Origin of the sequence: Streptococcus sp. HMSC076C09, assembly GCF_001837905.1 — a bacterium.
GTDB lineage: Bacteria > Bacillota > Bacilli > Lactobacillales > Streptococcaceae > Streptococcus > Streptococcus parasanguinis_I.
On sequence record NZ_KV834647.1, the window covers coordinates 131,090 to 153,744 of the forward strand.

Below are 22,655 nucleotides of genomic sequence, written 5' to 3' on the forward strand. Positions count from 1 at the left end.
TTCTGACGATTGAAAACAATAACCCAGTAGCAGGTACCTTTGATGCGGTTGTTAGTAATATTGTTGCACCGACTGGTCTAAAAGAAGTTCTAGTTCCATCATGGAGTTTGGTTGGTGGCCAAGATGACCTCATTTGGCACAAGGCAACGCGTCAAGCAGATGGTTCTTATCGTGTGACTATCAAAGCAACGGATCATAAGGATTCAACTGGTAATTACCGTGCTGATGCCTACATTGTAGATGATTCCAACAATCGTCATTATATTTCTGAAAAAGTAGTTGACGTTCGTCAATCACGCCCAACTGCTTCATTAACGATCGAAAACAATAATGTTTCAACTGGTAGTTTTGATGCGGTTATTCGTAATGTGGTGGCACCGACTGGTGTAAAGGAAATCTTAGTTCCATCATGGAGCCTTGAAAACGGACAGGATGATCTTGTATGGCACAAGGCAAATCGTCAAGCAGATGGAAGTTATCGAGTGACTATTAAAGCGAGTGATCATAAAAACTCACTAGGGAATTATCGTGCAGACCTTTATGTCGTTGATAATGATAACAACCGTCATTATGTTACTGAAACAGTTGTAACCGTTAAGCATGATAAACCAACGGGAATCATTTCGGTTGTCAACAACAACAAGGATACAGGTACCTTTGATGTCATCATCAAGGATGTCTATAGCCCTAAAGGGGTGCAGACTGTGCAAGTTCCTACTTGGTCTGATAAGGATGGCCAAGACGATATTCGCTGGTATGAAGCAACACGCCAAGCGAACGGAGACTACAAGGTATCTGTAAAAGCGAGCGATCACAAGAACTCTACTGGTAAGTACCATGTTCACCTTTATTACATTCAAGATGATGGTTCTCGCGTAGGTGTTGGCACCGCGACTACAGATGTGGAATTCCGAAATGCCATGACCAAGACGCAAGCTGCTATCAAGAATGTCAATGCAACGAACGGGACTTATACAGTAGCTGTAGATCAAGCCCCTCAAGGTCGTCAGATTAAGAATATTCGTGTCGCAGCTTGGTCTAAAGCTCATCAAGAAAATCTTTACTGGTATTCCGCAACGCCGACAGGTATGCACACAGAGATCACTGTCTCTGCCAATAATCACGGTAATGAAGCGGGCAACTATACCACTCACGTCTATGTGGACTACAAAGATGGGGGAGTTGAAGGTTTTAACCTCGGTCAGACAGCCTTGACTCCACGAAATCAAAAGGTGAATCCACAAACAACCTATTATTCTCAACGTGATCCTCGTTGGGCTGGGAAATATTACGGTGTGAGCAATGTCGATCAGTCAGGTTGTGTGCCAACCTCTCTTGCCATGACCTTCACAGATATTCTTGGCAGAACTGTTTTGCCAACAACAGTGGCTGATTATCTCTACAACAATACTGATTCATTTAACAAAGGTGAAGCAGGAACAGATTCTGATGGGATTGTAGCTGCCACTCGTAACTGGGGCTTGAAGAGCCAATTGATTAATGGAGCTGGAAGCATTGCAGAAGCCCTCATGGCTGGCAAGCATGTACTTGCTGCGGTAGGCAATAGCCAATTTACTAGCGATCCTTATACCCATGAGTTGGTCTTGCATGGTTATGACAATGGAAGAACCTATGTACGCGATCCATATAATAGCGGCAACAACGGCTGGTACTCTATCAATTATCTTCACTCTATTAAGAGTAAGGATCCGATGGATAACAAGCTTGGAGCACCTTTCTTCTCTATTTTTGCATAAGCTGATCAGAAGGCCAAATTGGCCTTCTGTTTTCTTTAAAAACAGGATAAAATCTTCTAATGATATTGTTTCTTGATCCGGCGGTTTGTGCTATAATACTACTATGTGGGTACAATCCGTAAAAAAATTGTAAGGGAAGATACATGAAAAAGAAAGATCTTATTTTTTATGCTGGGACAGCCGTTTTGTTGGCTTTTTCGACACAACAAGTCAAAGCCGATGAGCAACATGCGTCCGATCAAACACCAGAAAAAACATCAGCTGTCGTTGCAACAACAACTTCATCAGAAGCTCAGAATACTGTAAGCGAAGGAGTGGGAGTTGAGAAAGGTATTCAGACAGAAAATGCTGTTGGAGTAGAGACAGCACCTAATACACCGACTCTTAGCAATAACCAGTCTTCTGACAAGGATACTAGCGACAAGGTTGTATCAGAGCATCCAGTACCTGCCGTGGTAGCTAGTCGTGCTCCCTACGGCGCACGGGCACGAGTGATAGAAGCAGAAGATAATAGTATACCAACAGAAAAAGTACAGAAACCGAGTGGTACTCTCTCAATTGAAAACAATGATCAAACTACCGGTGCATTTGATGCAGTTGTCAGCAATATCATATCCCCAGAAGGTGTGAAAGAGGTTTTGGTACCATCATGGAGTCTTGAAAATGGTCAAGATGATCTTATTTGGCATAAGGCTACTAAGCAAACTGATGGTAGCTATCGCGTAACGATTAAGGCGAGTGAGCATAAAGGGAATAAAGGAGACTACCGTGCCGATGCATACGTCGTTGATAACTCTGGTAAACGCCACTATATCGCTGAACAAGTAGTTTCGGTTGATTACGTTCGACCAAGTGGTGTTCTGACGATTGAAAACAATAACCCAGTAGCAGGCACCTTTGATGCGGTTGTTAGCAAAATTGTTGCACCGACTGGTCTAAAAGAGGTTTTAGTTCCATCATGGAGTTTGGTTGGTGGTCAAGATGACCTTATCTGGCACAAGGCAACTCTCCAAGCTGATGGCTCTTATCGTGTAACTATTAAAGCGAGCGATCATAAGAACGATAGTGGGAAATACAACGTTCATGTACATTTCATTGATGCCGATAATCATCGACGTTATGTGACAGAGGCAATTACAGAAGTTCATCAGGTCAAACCAAGTGGCACAGTAACGATTGAGAATAACAATACTGAGAAAGGTACTTTTGATGCCGTTATTCGCAATGTAGTCGCTCCAACTGGTTTGAAAGAAGTTTTAGTCCCTACTTGGTCTAACAAAAATGGTCAGGACGATTTGATTTGGCATAAGGCAGTGCGTCAAAGTGATGGCAGCTACCGTGCAACCATTAAAGCATCTGATCATAAGAATGACATAGGTGAATTTAATGTTCATATTTACTACGTAGATCAAAATAATCAAAAAGCCTACATCACAGAGACTACGACAGAAGTACGTGAAGTCAAACCAAGTGGCACTGTCACAATTGAGAACAACAATACTGTAACAGGCACCTTTGATGCCGTTATTCGTAATGTTGTAGCTCCAACTGGTTTGAAAGAAGTTCTGATCCCAACATGGTCAGATTCAAACGGGCCTGATGACCTGGTATGGCATAAAGCAGTCCTTCAAAGTGATGGCAGCTACCGTGCGACCATTAAAGCCTCAGATCATAAAAATGAGGATGGTAAGTACAATGTCCATGTTTATTACGTAGATCAAAATAATCAACGAAGCTATATTACAGAAACTACGACAGAAGTGCGTCAAGCCCGCCGTTCTGGTACGATCCTAATCCAAAACAACAACAAGGATACAGGTACCTTTGACGTCATCATTAAGGATGTCTACAATCCTAAAGGTGTGCGAACTGTGCAAGTCCCAACTTGGTCGGATAAGGACGGCCAAGACGATATCCGCTGGTATGAAGCAACTCGTCAAGCGAACGGAGACTACAAGGTATCTGTTAAAGCCAGCGATCACAAGAACTCTACTGGTAAGTACCATATCCACCTCTACTACATCCAAAATGATGGCTCTCGTGTGGGTATTGGTACCACGACGACAGAAGTCGAATTCCGAAATGCTAAGACAAAGACACAAACAGGGATCAAGAATGTTAATTCTGGTGCTGGAACCTTTACGGTAACGGTGGATCAAGCGCCTCAGGGACGTCGGATTAAGAACATCCGTGTCGCTGCGTGGTCTCAAGCTCATCAGGAAAATCTCTTCTGGTATTCAACAGCACCTTCTGGTATGCACACAGAAGTGCAGGTCTCTGCAGCAAATCACCAGTACCAATCAGGTAACTATACCACCCACGTCTATGTGGACTATGTCGATGGTGGCGTTGAAGGCTTTAACCTGGGTCAAACAGCCCTTCATCCTCGTGCGACAGTAGATCAAACTGCTTTTAATCCTCGTGTAACGAATGGGCAACGGGACCGTGTCTTACGGGCAGCAGCTAGTCTAGTGGGCGTTCGTGGCGGCACTGCAGCTCACCATCAATTGGTCAATGATTACAACAGTGTCAAACCACTTCCAGTTGGTTATGCAGTGAAGACGACCGATGACTGGTGTGATATCTTTGTCACAACAGTCTTCCAGCGGGAAGGTTTGAGCGGTTTGATTGGTCGTGAATGTGGAGTCGAACGTCACATCCAGATCTTCAAACGCTTGGGCATCTGGAATGAAGATGGTACCACTACACCAAAAGCAGGGGACATCATCACCTTTAACTGGGATCAAAATAGCCAACAAAACAATGGCTTTGCGGATCACATCGGAATTGTCGAAAGCGTCTCAAACGGAATCATTCATACCATTGAAGGAAACTCCAACAACCAAGTCCGTCGCAATACCTACCGAATCGGACATGGCAATATCCGTGGATTTGCAACTCCTCGCTATCAATAAAAAAAAGAAGCCGCAGGCTTCTTTTCTTATTTTTTCAACCCTTCTTCGAAACTCTTGGAAGGGGCCTCGACTTGGATGGTTTCAAGGGTTAATGGATTGGTGAAGGTCAAGCGGTGAGCATGGAGCATGAGTCGCTCTCCGCGTGCAGGGTTATAGAGAGGATCCCCGACAATCGGGTGGCCATGATGGGAGAGATGAACCCGGATCTGATGGGTACGCCCCGTTTTGAGCTGGCATTTGACCAGGCTGTTTCGTCCGATTTTTTTCAGTTGCGTCACCTGAGTTTCTGCATACTGTCCCTTGCGTGGATCGACCAGGCGCTTGCGCCGATCGTGGCGATCGCGTCCGATTTTATCCTTGTAGACGATAGTTTTTTGTGCTAAGCTGCCTTGGATAAAGGCCCAGTACTCGCGTTGGATGTTTTTATCTTCTAAAATGCGGTTGAGAATGGGCAGGATAAAAGGATTTTTGGCAAATAAAATCGCTCCGCTGGTTTCCTTGTCTAAGCGGTGCACGACGTAGCAGGTAGATCCAACATAGCTGGAAACATGGTTGAGAAGAGCAATTTCTGTCGGCTCATTGGCATGGGTTTTCATACCTTCGGGCTTATTGACGATGATGACATGCTCATCCTGATAGAGTTCTTCGACCAGACTCGGGTCTCCGGCTGGGAGCTCTTTTTCAGGGTAATCGTCCGCGTCAAAGATCAGCTGGATCTGGTCTCCTTTTTGAACGGGGCTCTGCCAGTTGATGGTCTCGCCATTGACCAAGACGTGCTTCTTGACTCGTAAAAAATGCCGGATCTTACGGGGGATGAGGAAGTAGTCTTCAAGGAGCTCTTCCACAGTCATCTGGGGAAAGGATTGTGGAATGGTAAATTGATAGTTCATGACCCTATTGTAGCAAAATCTAAGCTTAAAGAAAACTAAATAAGAAATAGCGAGGAGCTATCTTTTCTTGCTAGGACAAGGATAAGGTGTTACAATAACAGGTATGAATAGAATAAAAGAATTATTTGAAAACCTGATCACTTTTTTTAGAAAGGATCATCTGCCCAAAGCGGTGGCAGAAGAAGTGCCAGACACAGAACTACCGGAAGAGACAGTAGAGCCGACCTATAGTCGCTCAGGCAAGCATAGAAGCAAGCCTCTCTCTCAACACCCCTTCCGTCGTTTTTGGCGCAGATTCCATTTGACCAAGATTCTCCTGATCATTGGGCTAGGCTTTAGCCTCTTGACAGGGGGCTATCTTTTCTACCTTGCTAAGACGACCAACGTCAAGGATTTGCAGAATGCACTGAAGGCGACCACCATTATCTATGATAAGAATGGGGACCAGGCGGGAAGTTTGACCGGGCAAAAAGGAACCTATGTCGAACTCGATGCCATTAGTGAGAATCTGCAAAATGCCGTGGTCGCAACAGAAGACCGGAGCTTTTACAAGAATAGCGGGATCAACTATGGTCGCTTCTTCTTAGCGATTTTGACCCTGGGTCGCTCAGGTGGTGGGTCGACCATCACCCAGCAGCTAGCCAAGAATGCTTACCTGTCTCAGGACCAGACGGTAGAGCGCAAGGCCAAGGAATTCTTCCTAGCGCTTGAAATCAATAAGAAATACAGTAAAAAAGAGATCCTCACCATGTACCTCAACAATGCCTATTTTGGAAATGGGGTTTGGGGTATTGAGGATGCTTCCAAGAAGTATTTTGGGGTTTCAGCCAGTCAATTAAGTCTGGATCAGTCTGCGGTTCTCGCAGGTATGCTCAAGGGACCGGAAATCTATAACCCGCTCTATTCGGTAGAGAATGCGACCAATCGCCGCAATACGGTCCTCCAAAATATGGTGGCGGCTGGCTATATTGACCAGAAAACGGCTGATCAGTCGGCTGCTGTGGATATCCATGGACAGCTGGTCGATGCCTATGAAGGCAAGTCAGAGGATTACCGCTACCCATCCTATTTTGATGCGGTCATCAATGAAGCGGTCAATGAATATGGCCTGACCGAAGAAGACATTGTCAAAAATGGCTACCGGATCTACACCGAGCTGGATCAGAATTACCAAGCAAGCATGCAGGTGATCTATGACAATACGGCCCTCTTCCCAGTAGCGGAAGACGGCACGCGCGCAGAGTCTGGTAGTGTCGCCCTCGATCCTAAGACCGGAGGGGTTCGGGCTCTCGTAGGGCGTGTCGGAAGCGATCAAAATCCAGGTTTCCGTACCTACAACTACGCTACCCAGGCTGCCCGTAGTCCAGGATCAACCATCAAACCTTTGGTTGTCTATAGCCCAGCTGTTGCTGAAGGTTGGTCGACCAATAAGGAATTGGACAATAGTACCACCCAATATGGAAGCTATGAGGTTAATAACTATGCGGGAATCCAGTCTAGCCCAACGGTACCGATGTACCAGGCCTTGGCAGAATCTCTTAACCTTCCAGCCGTAGCGACGGCTAATGATTTGGGTCTCGATACGGTCTTTGAGTACGGGAAAAAATTCGGCCTCAACATGGACAAGGTGGAAAAATCGCTTGCAGTTGCCTTGGGAGCTGGTGTGACGACCAATCCGATGCAGATGGCCCAAGCTTATGGAACCTTTGCCAATGGAGGGGTCATGAATGATGCCCACCTCATTACCAAGATCGAAAATGCCAGTGGCCAAGTGGTCAAGAGCCACAGCCAGAAATCAACCCGAGTGCTTAGTGGTTCAACGACAGATAAGATGACCAATATGATGCTTGGTACCTTCAGTAATGGTACAGGGGTTAACGCTGCGCCTTATGGCTATACCATGGCAGGGAAAACCGGTACGACAGAGACCAGCTTTAACAAGGACCTCTCTGGAGACCAATGGGTGATCGGCTACACACCAGATGTGGTCATCAGTCAATGGCTTGGTTTCCCAACGACCGATGAAAATCACTACCTGACGGACAGTAGTGCTGGAACGGCGTCCGAGATCTTCCGTAATGTTGCCAATAGTGTTCTGCCTTATACAGACGGTACTCAGTTTGACTCGGTGAAGAACTCTTATGCTGAAAACGGCATTGCACCAGTTGGAGAAGAAACGACAGAAACAGACAGCAAAGAAGACAAAGGTTTCTTTGAGGATGTCAAAGAAAAAGCGTCGAATATGGTCGATAATGCGAAGAAAGCAATCGACGAGGCCGATATCCCAGGAAAAGCGAAAAACGCTTGGGATACCTTCAAAGGCTGGCTTGGTTTCTAATCAAAAAACGATTCAGAAGAATTTCTGAATCGTTTTTTGCAGATTGAAGACAAAGTCTTCTTAGAAACTTTCCTTAGGTGAGTACGGACGTCAGCGAACATCGAAGAAGTTCCATGACTTAGTTTTGGACCTAAGGTTCCAAAACTCCCGAGTGCTAGAAACAATAGTGTTTCTAGCACTTTTCTCACAGCGGAAAGTTTCTGTTGAAATGATCCTAATAGTATTAATTATTTTAATTTTTCAACGTTACTTAGATTGTTTTATGTAAAATGCAATTTGTCTATATTCTAAAAAGATCCATTCAGAAGGATTTCTGAATAGACCTTTGTTTAGAGTTCGCTATCTGACAAGCTAAAGGTATCGCCGTGTTGGAGATCCCCGTACTGGTAGCCCCGTTTGAACCAGCGCATGCGCTGTTCTGAAGTTCCGTGGGTAAAGCTATCTGGTACCGAGTAGCCGTAGGCTTGCTCTTGGAGAGTGTCATCCCCGACTGCATGGGCTGCATTCATGGCTTCTTCGATATCGCCGATATCTAGAAGGTTTCGGTCTTGAATGGAGCGGGCCCAGACACCGGCTAGATAATCAGCTTGTAGCTCAATGCGGACACTGATGGCATTTCGTTCCTTTTCAGAAAGACCTTGTTGCATCCGATGGTATTTACCAAGGATTCCCAGCTCATTTTGCACGTGGTGGCCGACTTCGTGAGCGATCACGTAGGCCATGGCGAAGTCCCCGCTAGCCTTGTATTTGGTTGTTAATTCCTTGTAGAAGCTCATATCCAAATAAATCTTTTTGTCGGTCGGACAGTAGAAGGGACCAGCCGATGCTTGCCCAACCCCACAGCCTGTCTGTGTCCGTCCGGTATAGAAGACTAGTTTGGGCTCATGGTAAGTACGTCCTTCAGCTTGAAAGACCTTGTGCCAATGATCTTCTGTTGTTCCAAGGACCTTGCTGACGAACTCGGCATCTGCATCGTCGACATGGGTCTTGTTGGTGCGCGTGACTTGGGTGGACTGGTAAGGTTGGGAAGAAGTCCCATTTCCAAAGAGACCCCCAAGGCTAGCGCCACCACCTCCTAGAAGAACCAGAAGAAGGATGAGGACGATCTTACTTTTGAAGCTCCCCGGCGATAGTAAGATCTGTAAAATGCCTCCGCCAAGATTACTATTGCCTGAAGACTGGGAGTAGCTTTGCCCTCGACGGTCTTCGATATTTCTACTTTCTTTTAGGTTATCACTTTTCATATTCGTCTCCTTTTGTTTTATTTTACCAAAAATGAGGAAAAAACCAGAGTGATAACGCTTTAGATTTGCTTTTTTCTTGACAGGAGATTTTCTGTTCTTGTCAAAACGTGGAAAACTTGCTATAATGGGATGAACGGAGGCGTTATGGCATTAAAAAAAGCAAGTCTAGCGTGTACGGTTTGTGGGTCACGCAATTACTCCATTAAGTTGAGTGGGACGCCAAAACCAACACGTCTAGAAGTCAATAAATTCTGCAAGCATTGCAGCAAGTATACCATCCATAAAGAAACACGATAGGAGAGAGTTGTGAAATTCATTAAAGATATTTTCGTCTTACTAAAAGATACAACTTGGCCAAATCGCAAGGAAAGATGGAAAAACTTTATCTCAGTGATTGAGTACACCGCTTTCTTTGTTGCATTGATTTATTTGTTTGACAAAGTCATTGCACGTGGCCTATTGCACATGATCAATTTCTTTTAAGAAAAGAAGCCAGGTGGGATCCCCAGGGTCCCACTTTTTGCGGTTTTTTCTTAAAAATAAATCAGCAAACCTCTTTGAATTCCTGCAAAATGTGGTATAATGAAGCTAGGGAAAGGAAAGCCAAGAGGCTTTTTTTAGTATGTTCACAAAAGCTCGAGCAGGCTAAACAGAAAGAAAGGATGCCCAAATGGACAGTTTTGATAAAGGCTGGTTTGTACTACAAACCTACTCAGGATATGAAAACAAGGTAAAAGAGAATCTTTTGCAACGTGCGCAAACTTACAATATGTTAGAAAACATCTTGCGCGTAGAGATTCCAACTCAAACCGTACAAGTTGAGAAAAACGGTAAAACCAAAGAAATCGAAGAAAACCGCTTCCCAGGTTATGTCTTGGTTGAAATGGTCATGACAGATGAAGCTTGGTTTGTCGTTCGGAATACACCGAACGTTACTGGTTTCGTCGGATCACACGGGAACCGTTCAAAACCAACTCCATTATTGGAAGAAGAAATCCGCAGCATCTTGCTCTCTATGGGTCAAACCGTTCAAGAGTTTGATTTGGATGTCAAGGTGGGCGATACGGTTCGTATCATCGACGGTGCCTTCACAGACTATACTGGTAAGATCACTGAAATTGATAACAACAAGGTGAAAATGGTCATTTCTATGTTCGGTAACGATACGGTTGCAGAAGTGAATTTGAACCAAATTGCTGAATTGTAAGAAAAATAGAACCCTCCAAGAAAAACTTGGAGGGTTCTTTGTATGGATCGTTATTGATTTTTATCCAGGCCAGTGATCTTTTTTTAACTGCTTGGTTTCTGCAGCAGACGTAACATTGAAGATCTTATTTCCTTGTGTAGAAAAGCTAGATTCATCTCCGTTGCTATCTTTATAGACATAGCTGGTCCCATTTTCTGAACGCATAATGGTATAGGGTTTTCCGAGACGTTCGAGGGCCGTTTTTGGTGTATCGGATTTGGAAATGCTGCTAGTAGACTGGTGGTTGGCATCGCCCCCTCTTAGTCGGAAGGTGATATCTGTTAACACATTATTGCGGAAGAAAGCCATGATATCGCCATTGTCTGTTGCCCAAACATTGACCCCATCGCCAGGATTCGCACTGTCTGTGCTACTTACGGGTTGACCAAAGGCCGCAACTACGTCATCGTAACTGCTTCTTTCTTTTGGCCCACCAACCTCTTGTCCATCTTCGGTTCTTAATACAAAACCGGTGGTAGGGTGGAGGTTCTTGAGCTTTTCGATCTCAGGAATGGATGCAGCTCCTGGCACATATTGGAGAGATGCGCCATCATCTGGATCCAAGCTGAAGCGACCTGAAAAATCATCTGAGCTAGTGCTGTCTGAAGAAGTGCTAGACGATCTACTAGATGATGCTTTGGTAGAAGATTGTTTGATCGGTTTTCTAGAGCTAGAAGCTGTTTTTGCTGGTTGCGCAGAATTGGCAGGTGAGCAAGCGGCTAGTGTCACTAGTGAAAGAAGGCCGATCGTAAAGAAACGAATGTTTTTCATAAATACCCTTTCTAATGTGCTTCGCCGATCAGGCGAGGTTTTATTATATCAATAATCAAGGAATGGAGCAAATGGCAACAAAAAAACCCCCTATTGCTAGGGGAATTTTTAAAAGATAAAAGATGATAAAAAATTTTATTATCAAGGCGGTAGACGGATTTGAACCGACGATCAAGCTTTTGCAGAGCCGTGCCTTACCACTTGGCTATACCGCCATAACATATAATATTGTAACCTAAAAATAAAGATAGGTCAAGAAAAACTTTTTACGTCAAACAACTTTAGAAAACCATTTCATCGTAGGGATTGAAAAAATCTCTCAAATAGCTTGCGAATTCTAGTGATTTCTGCTATACTTATAGAGTTGTCTAAGACAGCAAATACTCATCTCGGATCCATTGTGGCACCGTTGCCCTTGTGGTCGTGCTGCAAGTTGACGTCTGAGAGAGGAGAAAAAAACAAAAAAGGAGAAACTACTCATGGCAGTAATTTCAATGAAACAACTTCTTGAGGCTGGTGTACACTTCGGTCACCAAACTCGTCGCTGGAACCCTAAGATGGCTAAGTACATCTTCACAGAACGTAACGGAATCCACGTTATCGACTTGCAACAAACTGTAAAATATGCAGACCAAGCATACGACTTCATGCGTGATGCAGCTGCAAATGATGCAGTGATCTTGTTCGTAGGTACTAAGAAACAAGCTGCTGATGCTGTTGCAGAAGAAGCTGTTCGTGCAGGTCAATACTTCATCAACCACCGTTGGTTGGGTGGAACTCTTACTAACTGGGGAACAATCCAAAAACGTATCGCTCGTTTGAAAGAAATCAAACGCATGGAAGAAGATGGAACTTTTGAAGTTCTTCCTAAGAAAGAAGTTGCATTGTTGAACAAACAACGCGCTCGTCTTGAAAAATTCTTGGGCGGTATCGAAGACATGCCTCGTATCCCAGACGTAATGTACGTTGTGGATCCACATAAAGAACAAATCGCTGTTAAAGAAGCTAAGAAATTGGGTATCCCAGTTGTAGCGATGGTCGACACAAACACTGACCCAGATGATATCGATGTTATCATCCCAGCGAACGATGACGCTATCCGCGCTGTTAAATTGATCACTGCGAAAATGGCTGACGCTGTTATCGAAGGACGTCAAGGTGAAGACAGTGTTGCTACAGTAGAAGCTGAATTGGCAGCTACTGAAGGTCAAGCTGATTCAATCGAAGAAATCGTTGAAGTTGTAGAAGGCGACAACGCTTAATTTCATTCAATAAGTAACGAACCTAAGAGGGCAGGGCTCAGCCCGACCCTCTTATTTTATTAAAAAATATAGGAGAACAAAAATGGCAGAAATTACAGCTAAGCTTGTAAAAGAATTGCGTGAAAAATCTGGTGCCGGTGTCATGGACGCTAAAAAGGCATTGGTTGAAGTTGAAGGTGATATCGAAAAAGCGATCGAATTGCTTCGCGAAAAAGGTATGGCTAAAGCAGCTAAGAAAGCTGACCGTGTTGCCGCTGAAGGTTTGACTGGTGTTTATGTCAACGGTAATGTTGCAGCAGTTGTTGAAGTGAATGCTGAAACTGACTTCGTTGCGAAAAACGCTCAATTCGTTGAATTGGTAAACGCAACAGCGAAAGTGATCGCTGAAGGTAAACCAGCTAACAACGAAGAAGCTCTTGCTTTGACAATGCCTTCAGGTGAAACTCTTGAAGCTGCATACGTATCTGCAACAGCTACAATCGGTGAAAAAATTTCATTCCGTCGTTTTGCTTTGCTTGAAAAAACAGATGCACAACACTTCGGTGCTTACCAACACAACGGTGGACGTATCGGTGTTATCTCTGTGATCGAAGGTGGAGACGAAGCACTTGCTAAACAAATCTCAATGCACATCGCTGCAATGAAACCAACTGTTCTTTCATACAAAGAATTGGATGAACAATTCGTGAAAGATGAATTGGCACAATTGAACCACGTCATCGACCAAGATAACGAAAGCCGTGCAATGGTTGGTAAACCAGCTCTTCCACACTTGAAATTCGGTTCAAAAGCACAATTGACTGACGAAGTGGTTGCTCAAGCTGAAGAAGATATCAAAGCTGAATTGGCAGCTGAAGGTAAACCAGAAAAAATCTGGGATAAAATCATCCCAGGTAAAATGGATCGCTTCTTCTTGGACAACACAAAAGTTGACCAAGCCTACACTCTTCTTGCACAAGTCTACATCATGGATGACAGCAAGACAGTTGAAGCTTACCTTGAATCAGTAAATGCTTCAGTTATCGAATTCGTTCGTTTTGAAGTTGGTGAAGGTATTGAAAAAGCTTCAAATGACTTTGAAGCAGAAGTTGCAGCTACAATGGCAGCAGCTCTTAACAACTAAGAATAAAAAATAAGAGGTTTCGAAGGAAACCTCTTTTTTGTAAGATAAATTCATCTAAATAACTCACCTAAGGAAAGATTCAGAGAAAATATTATGTGAACTGATATCATGGGCTCATTCTTTTGCTTAATGTGCGAAGGTATCGATTCCTAGAAGCAGAGACAGGGTTCCCATGATGAGGCCGGCTAGTATCACTCCGAGCATGACTGCGAGGCTACTGCGTTTGATGTCCCAGTCAAGGATAGAAGCTGCAAGAGCTCCGGTCCAGGCACCAGTTCCTGGTAAAGGAATGCCGACGAATAGGAGTAGGGCCCAGAAAATTCCCTTGTCTCCTGCAGCTTTTTCTAATTTCTGTCCGCCTCGATGGCCTTTATTGAGACACCAGCTAAAAAAGCCTCCGATAATTGGTTTTTTTGCCCCCCAAGTAAGAATATGGCGGGCGAAGAAGAAGATCAGAGGGACGGGGAGAAGATTTCCGATCACTCCGATCAGGAGCGCTGTCCATAAGGGAATACCATTTGCAATGGCAAAAGGGATGGCTCCACGCAATTCAACAAGGGGCACCATGGAGATCAGGAAGGTAAAGATATATTTCATTAGTCAAGCCTTTCGATTAGTCTTCTTCATTCTATCGTATCTTCCTTCAATTGACAACTATTCCAGCTTTGGAATGAACTTTTTAAATCTTTTATCTTGACTTTCTGGTGGAGGAAGCATATAATAGAGACATAGTTAATTAGAATCATTATAAAAAAGGAGAAACGATATGACAACTATGAAACATGAAGCAGCTACTGATGTAGCAACTTTTGCACCTTCTAATAAAGAAACTCTTCCAGAAACAAAAGCCCTCTTGAACCAAGTCGTAGCAGATCTCTACGTCGCTCACATTGCCCTTCACCAAGTACACTGGTATATGCGTGGACGTGGCTTTATGGTTTGGCATCCAAAGATGGACGAATACATGGACAGCTTGGATGCAACCTTGGATGAAGTGAGCGAACGCTTGATCACTCTTGGTGGCGCGCCATATTCTAGCATGACTGAATTTTTGGAACACAGCAATATTGAAGAACGCCGTGGAACATTTACGAAAAATGTAGAAGAAAGCTTGACACGTGCTCTTGAAATCTTCCATTACCTTGACGGCCTTTACCAAAAAGCTTTGGATGTTACCGACGCTGAAGGCGACGATGTAACCAACGATATCTTTGTTGGGGCTAAAGCAGAACTTGAAAAGAACATTTGGATGGTGGCAGCTGAACTTGGTCAAGAACCAGGATTATAAGATCATAAAAAAAATAGAAGCCATTGGCTTCTATTTTTTTGGTGTTTTTTCTAGTGGGAAAAATTAGTAGAAATTTATTTAGGAAGGATAAATCCATTCGATGTGAGGTGCGCGTTCTTTAATTTGCTTTTGTATTGTATTAAAATCGGCTCCTTCTGCATTTGAAAAATTCACCTTGTCGAGTAGTTTGTCCTTCTTATCATAAAAATAAAGAAAGCGATCTGTATAAGTAACATCGTTAGCGGAGCTAGTCTTTATTTTGTATTCTATTTTATGGATGTCGCTATATTTCATCTGTAACTGGTTTCGATATGCATTTCCAATAGTATAGATAGCATCATCAGTGATAGTGAGGAGGGGAGGCTCAATTGCTGTCATCCCATTGTAGCAGGCGATAAGTAAGAAGGAAGCGATAGAAAATCCGGTGAATACAAGAAAAAGAAAAAGAAAATCATCATTATTTCTTGAACTTGAAAGCTGAGAGGCTTCGGTATTCCTTGCGGACGTGATTTGATTCTGGGTTGAAGAGTAGTGAAGTTCTTGCCTTGAACTAGAGAAGGTCCCTTGGGGAGTTGATTTTACTTGAGAACCTGATTGGATTGCTTGAAATAGAAAAATTAAAATCATCACGATTATAGGAACGATAGAATAGGAATAAGAAATTTTTTCTTTTTTATATTCTATTTTTTCACTCATAGGTAAACCTCATTTTTTTACATTAGTTGAACCATTTTATCATATTTTTATTACGGGTAGGTAACAAATAAAGCTTGTTTGTACTAATTAAAGGAATTCTTAATCTAACTATAGTTGGAGCGAAATTGGGGCCTATCGCTCCTCTTTTTTTGGTATAGTTAATATGTGATTTTCTGTAAGCGTTCGCAGATATAAGAAAGCGCTTACAAATTGAATAATTAATCCTAAGAGGAGGTTTTTATGGGAAAGTCTTTTTTTGAAAAGCGTCCTGTTTTTAGTATTCGTAAGCTCTCAGTTGGAGCTTGTTCTGTTGTGATTGGGCTTTCTGCCTTGGGTCTTTCAAGGGTCCATGCGGAAGAAAAGCCAGCCCTCGAAAGTGAACCGACTTCGTTGGAGACACCAAGTGTTATGACGGAAAACTCAGAAGCGGAAGTTCCTGGAGCTGTTGCAAGGGTTTCAGAAGCTCCAGCTGTCATCACCCCTACCGGAGCTGAGGAAAAGCCGGCGCCTCAAGGCGAAGGCCAGCCCATTTCAGCTTCATCTGAGCGTGCTACAGGAACGGAAGAAACAGCAGCTCCAGATCAAAATCGTGTAGCGGAGGATATTGTGCAAGATCGAGAACGTGATTTTAATAAAGATTGGTATTTTAAATTAAATGCGGCTCCTGGTGCAGAAGGGCGTCAAGTGGATGTCAAGGATTGGAAAAAATTAGATCTTCCTCATGACTGGTCTATTTTCTTTGATTTCGATCACAACTCTCCTGCTCAAAATGAGGGGGGACAATTAAACGGAGGGGATGCTTGGTATCGTAAGACCTTCCGTTTGGACGACAAAGATCTAGATAAGAAGGTTCGCTTGGAATTTGGCGGGGTTTATATGGATTCCAAAGTCTATGTAAACGGACAATTCGTCGGTCATTATCCAAATGGCTACAATGCCTTTTCTTATGATATTACTCCTTATTTGAATGCGGATGGAAGCGAGAATACCATCGCCGTTCATGTGGTCAATCAACAACCAAGTAGCCGTTGGTATTCTGGTAGTGGGATTTACCGGGATGTGAAGCTGAGTGTAACGGACAAGGTTCATTTAGCGCAGTATGGGACTACGATTACGACCCCTCAGTTGGAAAAACAGCAAAATGGGGCAGTAGATACAGTGGTGAAGAGCCACATTGTCAACCAAGATGATCAAGCTCATAGTATTTATGCGGAATATGAAATTGTCGATCAAAATGGCCAAGTGGTGAGCGAAAAAACACGCAGTGAAGCACAAGCTGTTTTAGCAGGTCAAGAGATCAACCTATCTCAAACCTTGCATGTTGAAAAACCAACCCTCTGGGATGTGAAAACGGATCATCCAGCTCTCTATACCTTGTATACGCGGGTTTATCGGGATTCGCAGTTGGTCGATGTGCAAAAGGAACGCTTTGGTTATCGCTATCTGAACTGGACGCCAGAAGGTGGCTTCTTCCTCAATGGGGTGGCGACGAAATTCCACGGGGTATCCCTTCACCATGATCACGGGGCTCTTGGAGCTGAGGAAAATTACAAGGCTGAATACCGTCGTCTCAAACAGATGAAAGACATGGGAGTCAATGCCATCCGGACGACCCACAACCCAGCCAGTGAACAAACCTTGAAAATTGCGGCTGAGTTGGGCTTGATGGTCCAAGAAGAAGCTTTTGATACCTGGTATGGTGGCAAGAAGCAATACGATTACGGTCGTTTCTTTGAAAAAGATGCCACTCACCCAGAAGCTCGTAAGGGGGATACTTGGTCAGATTACGATCTACGGACCATGGTAGAGCGGGACAAGAACAATCCAGCCATTGTCATGTGGTCAATCGGTAACGAAGTCGGTGAAGCAGATGGTTCAGACAAATCTGTCGCAACCGTTCGTCGCTTGGTCAAGACCATCAAGGACGTGGATGCAACCCGCTATGTCACTATGGGAGCTGATAAATTCCGCTTTGGCGATGGATCAGGAGGCCATGAAAAGGTAGCAGCAGAGCTCGATGCGGTTGGATTTAACTATTCAGAGGCCAACTATGAAAGCTTACGGGCCAAACATCCAAACTGGCTCATTTATGGTTCGGAAACCTCTTCTGCAACGCGGACACGGGGCTCATACTATCATCCTGAAAGAGAATGGGTCGGCAGCAACCAAGAAGACCGCCACTATGAACAATCAGACTACGGCAATGACCGGGTTGGTTGGGGTCGGACAGCAACCGCCTCTTGGACCTTTGACCGTGATCATGCCGGTTATGCAGGACAATTTATCTGGACCGGTACTGATTATATCGGTGAGCCAACCCCATGGCACAACCAAAATGACACACCTGTGAAAAGTTCTTATTTCGGTATCGTGGATACGGCCGGCCTTCCAAAGAATGATTTTTACCTTTACCAAAGTCAATGGGTGTCAGCTGAGAAACATCCAATGGTGCATCTCTTGCCACATTGGAACTGGGACAATCCAGAATTAGCCAATCGTGTCATGGATGAAGAAGGACGGATTCCTGTTCGGACCTTCTCCAATGCCCACAGTGTGGAATTGATTGTCAATGGGGAATCACAAGGAGTGAAGACCTTTACCAAGAAGACCACAGCTGATGGCCGGACCTACCAAGAAGGGGCAAATCCGGATGAACTTTATCTAGAGTGGTTGGTCCCTTATGTACCAGGTAAGGTGGAAGCTATTGCGCGCAACGAAGCAGGAGAAGTGATCGCGAAAGATCAAGTTGAAACAGCCGGCAAGGCTGCGGGTGTTCGTTTGTTGAAAGAAGAACACGCGATCGCAGCGGACGGTAAGGATTTGACCTATATTACCTATGAAATCGTCGATGAAGAAGGTCGTGTTGTCCCAACTGCCAATAATTTGGTGCATTTCCATTTGCATGGACAAGGCCAAATTGTCGGTGTCGATAATGGGGAACAGGCCAGCCGTGAACGCTACAAAGCGCAGGAAGATGGCACATGGCAACGCAAAGCCTTCAACGGTAAAGGAGTTGTGATTGTCAAATCAACTGAGCAGGCGGGTGCCTTTACTCTGTATGCAGACTCAGACCGCTTGCAATCAGACCAAGTCAGCCTCTTTACAGGTAAGAAGGACCAAGCAGAACGCACTGTATTAGGTGTGGAACCTGTTCGACAAAGTGCTTATCTAGGAGAAAAACCAACCTTGCCAAGTAAGGTCAATGTGGTCTATAGTGATGGCAAGGCCCAAGAAGAAGCCGTTGAATGGGATACGGCAGACTATAGCCGTGCTGGCCAAGTCCGTGTGACAGGTCATGTTCAAGGACGCACGGTCGAAGCTCTGGTCGATGTGATCGGCGTGGAACAAGTCCTTCCAGTCATCAAACAAATCCCACAGGGAGCAGATCTAGCAACCGTGGATAAGGCTGTGCAATTAGTCTTCACCGATGGGACCACTGCTCACTATGAGGTCGATCAATGGACCTTGGAAGCTGGTCAAGAAGATCAGTTGTCCACACCAGGAGCACGCTTGAAAGCTACAGGACTCTTAGGCAATGGGGAAACGGTCCAAGCGACACTAGTGGTTGCAGGAGGAGATGTAGCCAAGGCTAAGAAACCAACGGTTCAGCTAGATGGAGTAGTTCTTCCAAAATTTGGTAGTGGCAACCATACCATTTTCCGTTCCCTCGCTTATGGTCAAGAGCCAGGTCAAGTCACAGCAAGTGCAGAAAATGCTCAAGTGACGGTCCTACAAGCTAATCGCGAAAATGGTTTGAAAGCCCAAATCTTTGTGACGGCTAAGGATACGGGAGCTGTACAGACCTATGTGGTCCAATTCCAAGAAGAAAGTCCACAGATCGAGCGCCTAGAATTGCGTCTGCCAGAAGGACAGGAACTCAAGGAAGACCAAACGGTACCACTTGAAGTCATTGCCCATTACCAAGATGGTAGCCAGGCAAGTCTCAAAGCAGATCAAATCGATGTGAAAACAAGAGCTGGTAGCCAAGGAAAAGCCGTCGCAACCAATAAAGGTTTGGAATTGCGAGAAGCAGGATTGGTTCATTTAGAAGCCAACTACCAAGGACAAACGGGAGAAGTCAGCTTTACCATCACGCCAAATCTAGAAGAAAAAACGGTTGTGAAGGTGCGTCCTGTACGGATCAGCACCGATCGAAACGTTTTGCCAGCTCTTCCAGAAACCGTCTTGGTCGAGTATGATAAGGGATTCCCGAAAGAAAAACGCGTGACCTGGGATGCTGTAACCGCAGATCAAGTCAAGGATTACCATAGCTTTACAGTCACAGGTCATGTAGAGGGTGTGGAAAAAGAAGCCCAAGCTCAAGTGACGGTTGAAGGCATTATTGCTGTAGAAGAAGTCAGCACCACCACTCCAGTCGGCGAGAAACCAGCTCTTCCAGAAAGCGTGCGGACCTATCACTCTAATGGTAAGACCTATACAGCTAAGGTGGCCTGGGATGCGGTCGATCCGCAACTCTTGGCCAAAGAAGGAGAAGTTGTCCTAGCTGGTCGTGTAGAAGGAACGGATCTTCCAACACGTCTTCATATTCGTGTTTCCGCAAACACAGTCAAGGGTGCTAACGTTGCAGAGCAATGGACAGGATCTGTCTTGCCACTCGCTTTTGCAAGTGACTCTAACGATGCAGATCCAGTTGCTAAGGTCAATGATAAGGTCATCTCCTTTACCGATGCTCCAGCTAACCGTTGGACCAACTGGGGCCGTGACAATGCGGAAGATTCTGTTGGTATCTTGTTTGGGGATTCTGGTATCTTGACCAAGCGAGCAGTGGACAACCTCCATGTTGGTTTCCATGAAGACCACGGCGTTGGCGCTCCAAGTGAATATGTGATTGAGTACTATACAGGGGAACAAATCCCAACAGTTCCAAGCAATCCAAATCGTGTTAAAGACGAAACAGACCATCCATTTAACAATCCAGCTAACTGGAAAGAAGTCAGCAACCTAACCGTTGAAGAACCGGTAGCAGCTGGTAAGATGAATCATTTCAGTTTTGATAAAGTCGACACCTATGCTGTTCGTATCCGTATGAAGACGCCAGAAGGCAAGCGTGGAAGCTCTATTTCAGAGATTCAGATCTTTGCCAATAAGGTTGCGGCAGAAGAAAAGAGCCAGTTGACCATTCGCGTCAATGGCGATGTATTGCCAGGTGTCAACCCAAGTGTGACCGATTACTACATCGATGCGCGTGATCAGGCTTATCCACAAGTGGAAGCGACAGCTAGCCATCACGGTCTTGCAACGGTTGTGCCAAGCGTTCATGAAGGGGAGCCAATCCGTGTCATCCATAAAGCGGAAGATGGTACTATCTTACAAGAATACCGCCTCCATCTCACAAGTGATGCAGAAAAACTGAAACAAGCTGCCCCAGTAGCAGTGGAAGCAGGTAGCCGATTTGTGAAAGTCGGTCAAGATCTGGTTCTACCATCTACCGTAGGCGTTTATTTCCAAGGGGATACAGGCTATGAACGCAAGGAGCTTACGTTGGACTGGAAGCCTCTACCAGCTGATGCGCTTTCTCACGAAGGTAGCTTCACGCTCGAAGGAAAAGTCCTCGGCTATGATCTGACAGCTCAGCTGACCGTCCGGGTGTCAGAAAAGACAGGAGAAAACCTCTCTGTGAACCGTGACTACAATGCAGAAGATACCAGGGCATTTGCTAGTGAAACCAACGATCTCGATCCAAATCAAATCGACTATATCGATTACATCAATGATGGTGGCTACAATGAGTACTACCGTTGGACCAACTGGAAGAGAGAGCCGGATCAGACAGAAGTGTTTGCTGGTCTCATCTTCAAGAAAAATGGTCAAGTAACAGAGCGCTTGGTCAATAAAGTAGCGGTCGACTTCTTTGCAGATCAGGAAACAGGTCTGCCAACGAAAACGGTTCTTGAACGCTATATTGGTCCAGACTTTGATGTCCCAGATGATTACGGCAATTTGAAAAATCTTCCAGATCATCCATTTAACCAAGCCTCAAACTGGGAAGAAATCCCGTATAGCTTGGATTATGCCTTTGAGCCTGGTTATATCTCTAACCTCAGCTTCAACGAAACTAGAACCAAAGCCATCCGTTTAAGAATGGTCCGTGATGAAAATCTTAAAGGAATTGGAATCATTGAATTGAGCGCCTATGCTCCAACAGAAGAGGCCCAGGCAACAACTGATGTCACCATCCAAGTAAATGGCAAAGACCTAGAAGGTTTTAAACCAGATGTGACAGAGTATCATCTAGAGTATGAGGGAGAACGTCCAATCGTTTCAGCACAAGGCAAGAATGGAACAGCTGTTACGGTCATCGATGCTAAAAGTGCCAATGCCCCTGTTCTTGTCAAGGTTGTCTCAGAAGATGGCAAGCTCGAAAAAGTATATCAACTTTCTCTCTCTGCAAAAGCACCTACAGGCTCAGCCATTCCTGAAGAAGGAGTTAAGAATCTGGTTCATACCAAACCAGAGTTGGTGATTGAGCCAGAAGAGATGGACTTTGAACGCTTAGAACGTCCAAATGCGGATCTTCCAAAAGGTGAGAAACGTGTGGTTCAAGAAGGTCAAAAAGGCCGCAAATTGCGCTTGGTGGAAGTTTCTCAAGAAAATGGTGTGGAAAGCCGGAAGGAACTGGATGCCTTTGTAGAGCTAGATCCAGTGGCAGAAATTACAGAGGTGGGCACTAAAGAAGTACTTCCAGACACTCCACAACCAGAGCCACAGCCAGAACCTCAGCCACAACCAGAGCCACAACCAGAGCCACAACCGCAACCGCGGCCAGAGCCACAACCGCTTCCGAACCCAGAACATCCTCATGGCTCAGAAGGACCAGTAGCTGCCGCAACTCCTCAAGCATCTCTTGAGGTCAAAGCAGTGCGTCAGGAAGGGACAGATGCAGCAGGGAAGGAAGTCGAGAAAACAGCTCAAACACCAGCAGTTTCAGCTGCTCCAGTTTCCGAAGGGACTTTACCAAATACAGGAACGGAAGAAAGCGTCGCAAGCCTTGTGGTAGGTCTCTTAGCAGCAGGTCTTGCCGGTGCTGTGCTGGATGATCAGAAAAAAAGAGCCGATAAGGCCAAGTAAAAAGCTGGATAAGCCAGCAACTATACGGTGAAAAGT

General features: G+C 44.8%; 15 protein-coding genes and 1 tRNA gene. 10 read left to right on the forward strand and 6 right to left on the reverse strand.

Features of this window, described 5'->3' with window-relative positions:
• Positions 1-1,757: GBS Bsp-like repeat-containing protein (locus HMPREF2704_RS07540; protein ID WP_176745641.1), on the forward strand; the 1,757-nt coding region annotated here is incomplete at its 5' end.
• Between the two features lie 143 nt (positions 1,758-1,900).
• Positions 1,901-4,672: a GBS Bsp-like repeat-containing protein gene (locus tag HMPREF2704_RS07545; RefSeq protein ID WP_070846132.1), complete on the forward strand. Its 2,772-nt coding sequence runs from the start codon at positions 1,901-1,903 to the stop codon at positions 4,670-4,672.
• 26 nt (positions 4,673-4,698) lie between these two features.
• Here the strand turns inward: HMPREF2704_RS07545 and HMPREF2704_RS07550 are convergent, their stop codons facing one another.
• Positions 4,699-5,562 (reverse strand): RluA family pseudouridine synthase, encoded by an 864-nt coding sequence (locus HMPREF2704_RS07550; RefSeq protein ID WP_070846134.1) that lies wholly within the window; start codon positions 5,560-5,562, stop codon positions 4,699-4,701.
• 103 nt (positions 5,563-5,665) lie between these two features.
• Between HMPREF2704_RS07550 and pbp2a the strand changes: the two genes are divergently transcribed.
• On the forward strand, positions 5,666-7,900 hold the full coding sequence (gene pbp2a, locus HMPREF2704_RS07555; RefSeq protein ID WP_070846136.1) for a penicillin-binding protein PBP2A: 2,235 nt from the start codon (positions 5,666-5,668) through the stop codon (positions 7,898-7,900).
• Between the two features lie 329 nt (positions 7,901-8,229).
• Here pbp2a and HMPREF2704_RS07560 read toward each other — a convergent pair whose 3' ends face one another.
• Positions 8,230-9,144: a KPN_02809 family neutral zinc metallopeptidase gene (locus HMPREF2704_RS07560; RefSeq protein WP_003009045.1), complete on the reverse strand. Its 915-nt coding sequence runs from the start codon at positions 9,142-9,144 to the stop codon at positions 8,230-8,232.
• A gap of 144 nt (positions 9,145-9,288) precedes the next feature.
• Between HMPREF2704_RS07560 and rpmG the strand changes: the two genes are divergently transcribed.
• The 3 genes from rpmG (at position 9,289) to nusG (ending at position 10,351) form a co-directional block, all read left to right on the forward strand.
• Complete coding sequence (gene rpmG / locus HMPREF2704_RS10885; protein WP_003009043.1) at positions 9,289-9,441, forward strand: 50S ribosomal protein L33; 153 nt, start codon at positions 9,289-9,291, stop codon at positions 9,439-9,441.
• Between the two features lie 9 nt (positions 9,442-9,450).
• Positions 9,451-9,627: a preprotein translocase subunit SecE gene (secE, locus tag HMPREF2704_RS07565; RefSeq protein ID WP_003002261.1), complete on the forward strand. Its 177-nt coding sequence runs from the start codon at positions 9,451-9,453 to the stop codon at positions 9,625-9,627.
• A gap of 187 nt (positions 9,628-9,814) precedes the next feature.
• Positions 9,815-10,351 carry a transcription termination/antitermination protein NusG gene (nusG, locus tag HMPREF2704_RS07570; protein WP_003002077.1) on the forward strand — a complete coding sequence of 179 codons (537 nt, stop codon included), beginning with the start codon at positions 9,815-9,817 and terminating at the stop codon, positions 10,349-10,351.
• A 60-nt stretch (positions 10,352-10,411) separates the two neighbouring features.
• Here nusG and HMPREF2704_RS07575 read toward each other — a convergent pair whose 3' ends face one another.
• Both HMPREF2704_RS07575 and HMPREF2704_RS07580 read right to left on the reverse strand, forming a co-directional pair.
• On the reverse strand, positions 10,412-11,161 hold the full coding sequence (locus HMPREF2704_RS07575; protein WP_070846138.1) for a hypothetical protein: 750 nt from the start codon (positions 11,159-11,161) through the stop codon (positions 10,412-10,414).
• A gap of 144 nt (positions 11,162-11,305) precedes the next feature.
• A tRNA-Cys gene (locus HMPREF2704_RS07580) sits at positions 11,306-11,376 on the reverse strand.
• 264 nt (positions 11,377-11,640) lie between these two features.
• On the opposite strand from HMPREF2704_RS07580, the gene rpsB reads away from it, so the two are divergent.
• Positions 11,641-12,423 (forward strand): 30S ribosomal protein S2, encoded by a 783-nt coding sequence (rpsB, locus tag HMPREF2704_RS07585; protein WP_003002189.1) that lies wholly within the window; start codon positions 11,641-11,643, stop codon positions 12,421-12,423.
• Between the two features lie 82 nt (positions 12,424-12,505).
• Positions 12,506-13,546 carry a translation elongation factor Ts gene (gene tsf, locus HMPREF2704_RS07590; protein ID WP_003001949.1) on the forward strand — a complete coding sequence of 347 codons (1,041 nt, stop codon included), beginning with the start codon at positions 12,506-12,508 and terminating at the stop codon, positions 13,544-13,546.
• Positions 13,547-13,672: 126 nt separating this feature from the next.
• Here tsf and HMPREF2704_RS07595 read toward each other — a convergent pair whose 3' ends face one another.
• Positions 13,673-14,143, reverse strand: a complete 471-nt coding sequence (locus HMPREF2704_RS07595; RefSeq protein WP_049522574.1) for a COG2426 family protein — start codon at positions 14,141-14,143, stop codon at positions 13,673-13,675.
• A 169-nt stretch (positions 14,144-14,312) separates the two neighbouring features.
• Between HMPREF2704_RS07595 and HMPREF2704_RS07600 the strand changes: the two genes are divergently transcribed.
• Complete coding sequence (locus HMPREF2704_RS07600; RefSeq protein ID WP_049522575.1) at positions 14,313-14,834, forward strand: Dps family protein; 522 nt, start codon at positions 14,313-14,315, stop codon at positions 14,832-14,834.
• A gap of 78 nt (positions 14,835-14,912) precedes the next feature.
• Here the strand turns inward: HMPREF2704_RS07600 and HMPREF2704_RS07605 are convergent, their stop codons facing one another.
• Positions 14,913-15,530 carry a hypothetical protein gene (locus tag HMPREF2704_RS07605; RefSeq protein WP_049474192.1) on the reverse strand — a complete coding sequence of 206 codons (618 nt, stop codon included), beginning with the start codon at positions 15,528-15,530 and terminating at the stop codon, positions 14,913-14,915.
• Between the two features lie 240 nt (positions 15,531-15,770).
• Here HMPREF2704_RS07605 and HMPREF2704_RS07610 point away from each other — a divergent pair, with 240 nt between their 5' ends.
• Positions 15,771-22,619: an Ig-like domain-containing protein gene (locus HMPREF2704_RS07610; RefSeq protein ID WP_070846140.1), complete on the forward strand. Its 6,849-nt coding sequence runs from the start codon at positions 15,771-15,773 to the stop codon at positions 22,617-22,619.
• Positions 22,620-22,655: the final 36 nt, after the last annotated feature.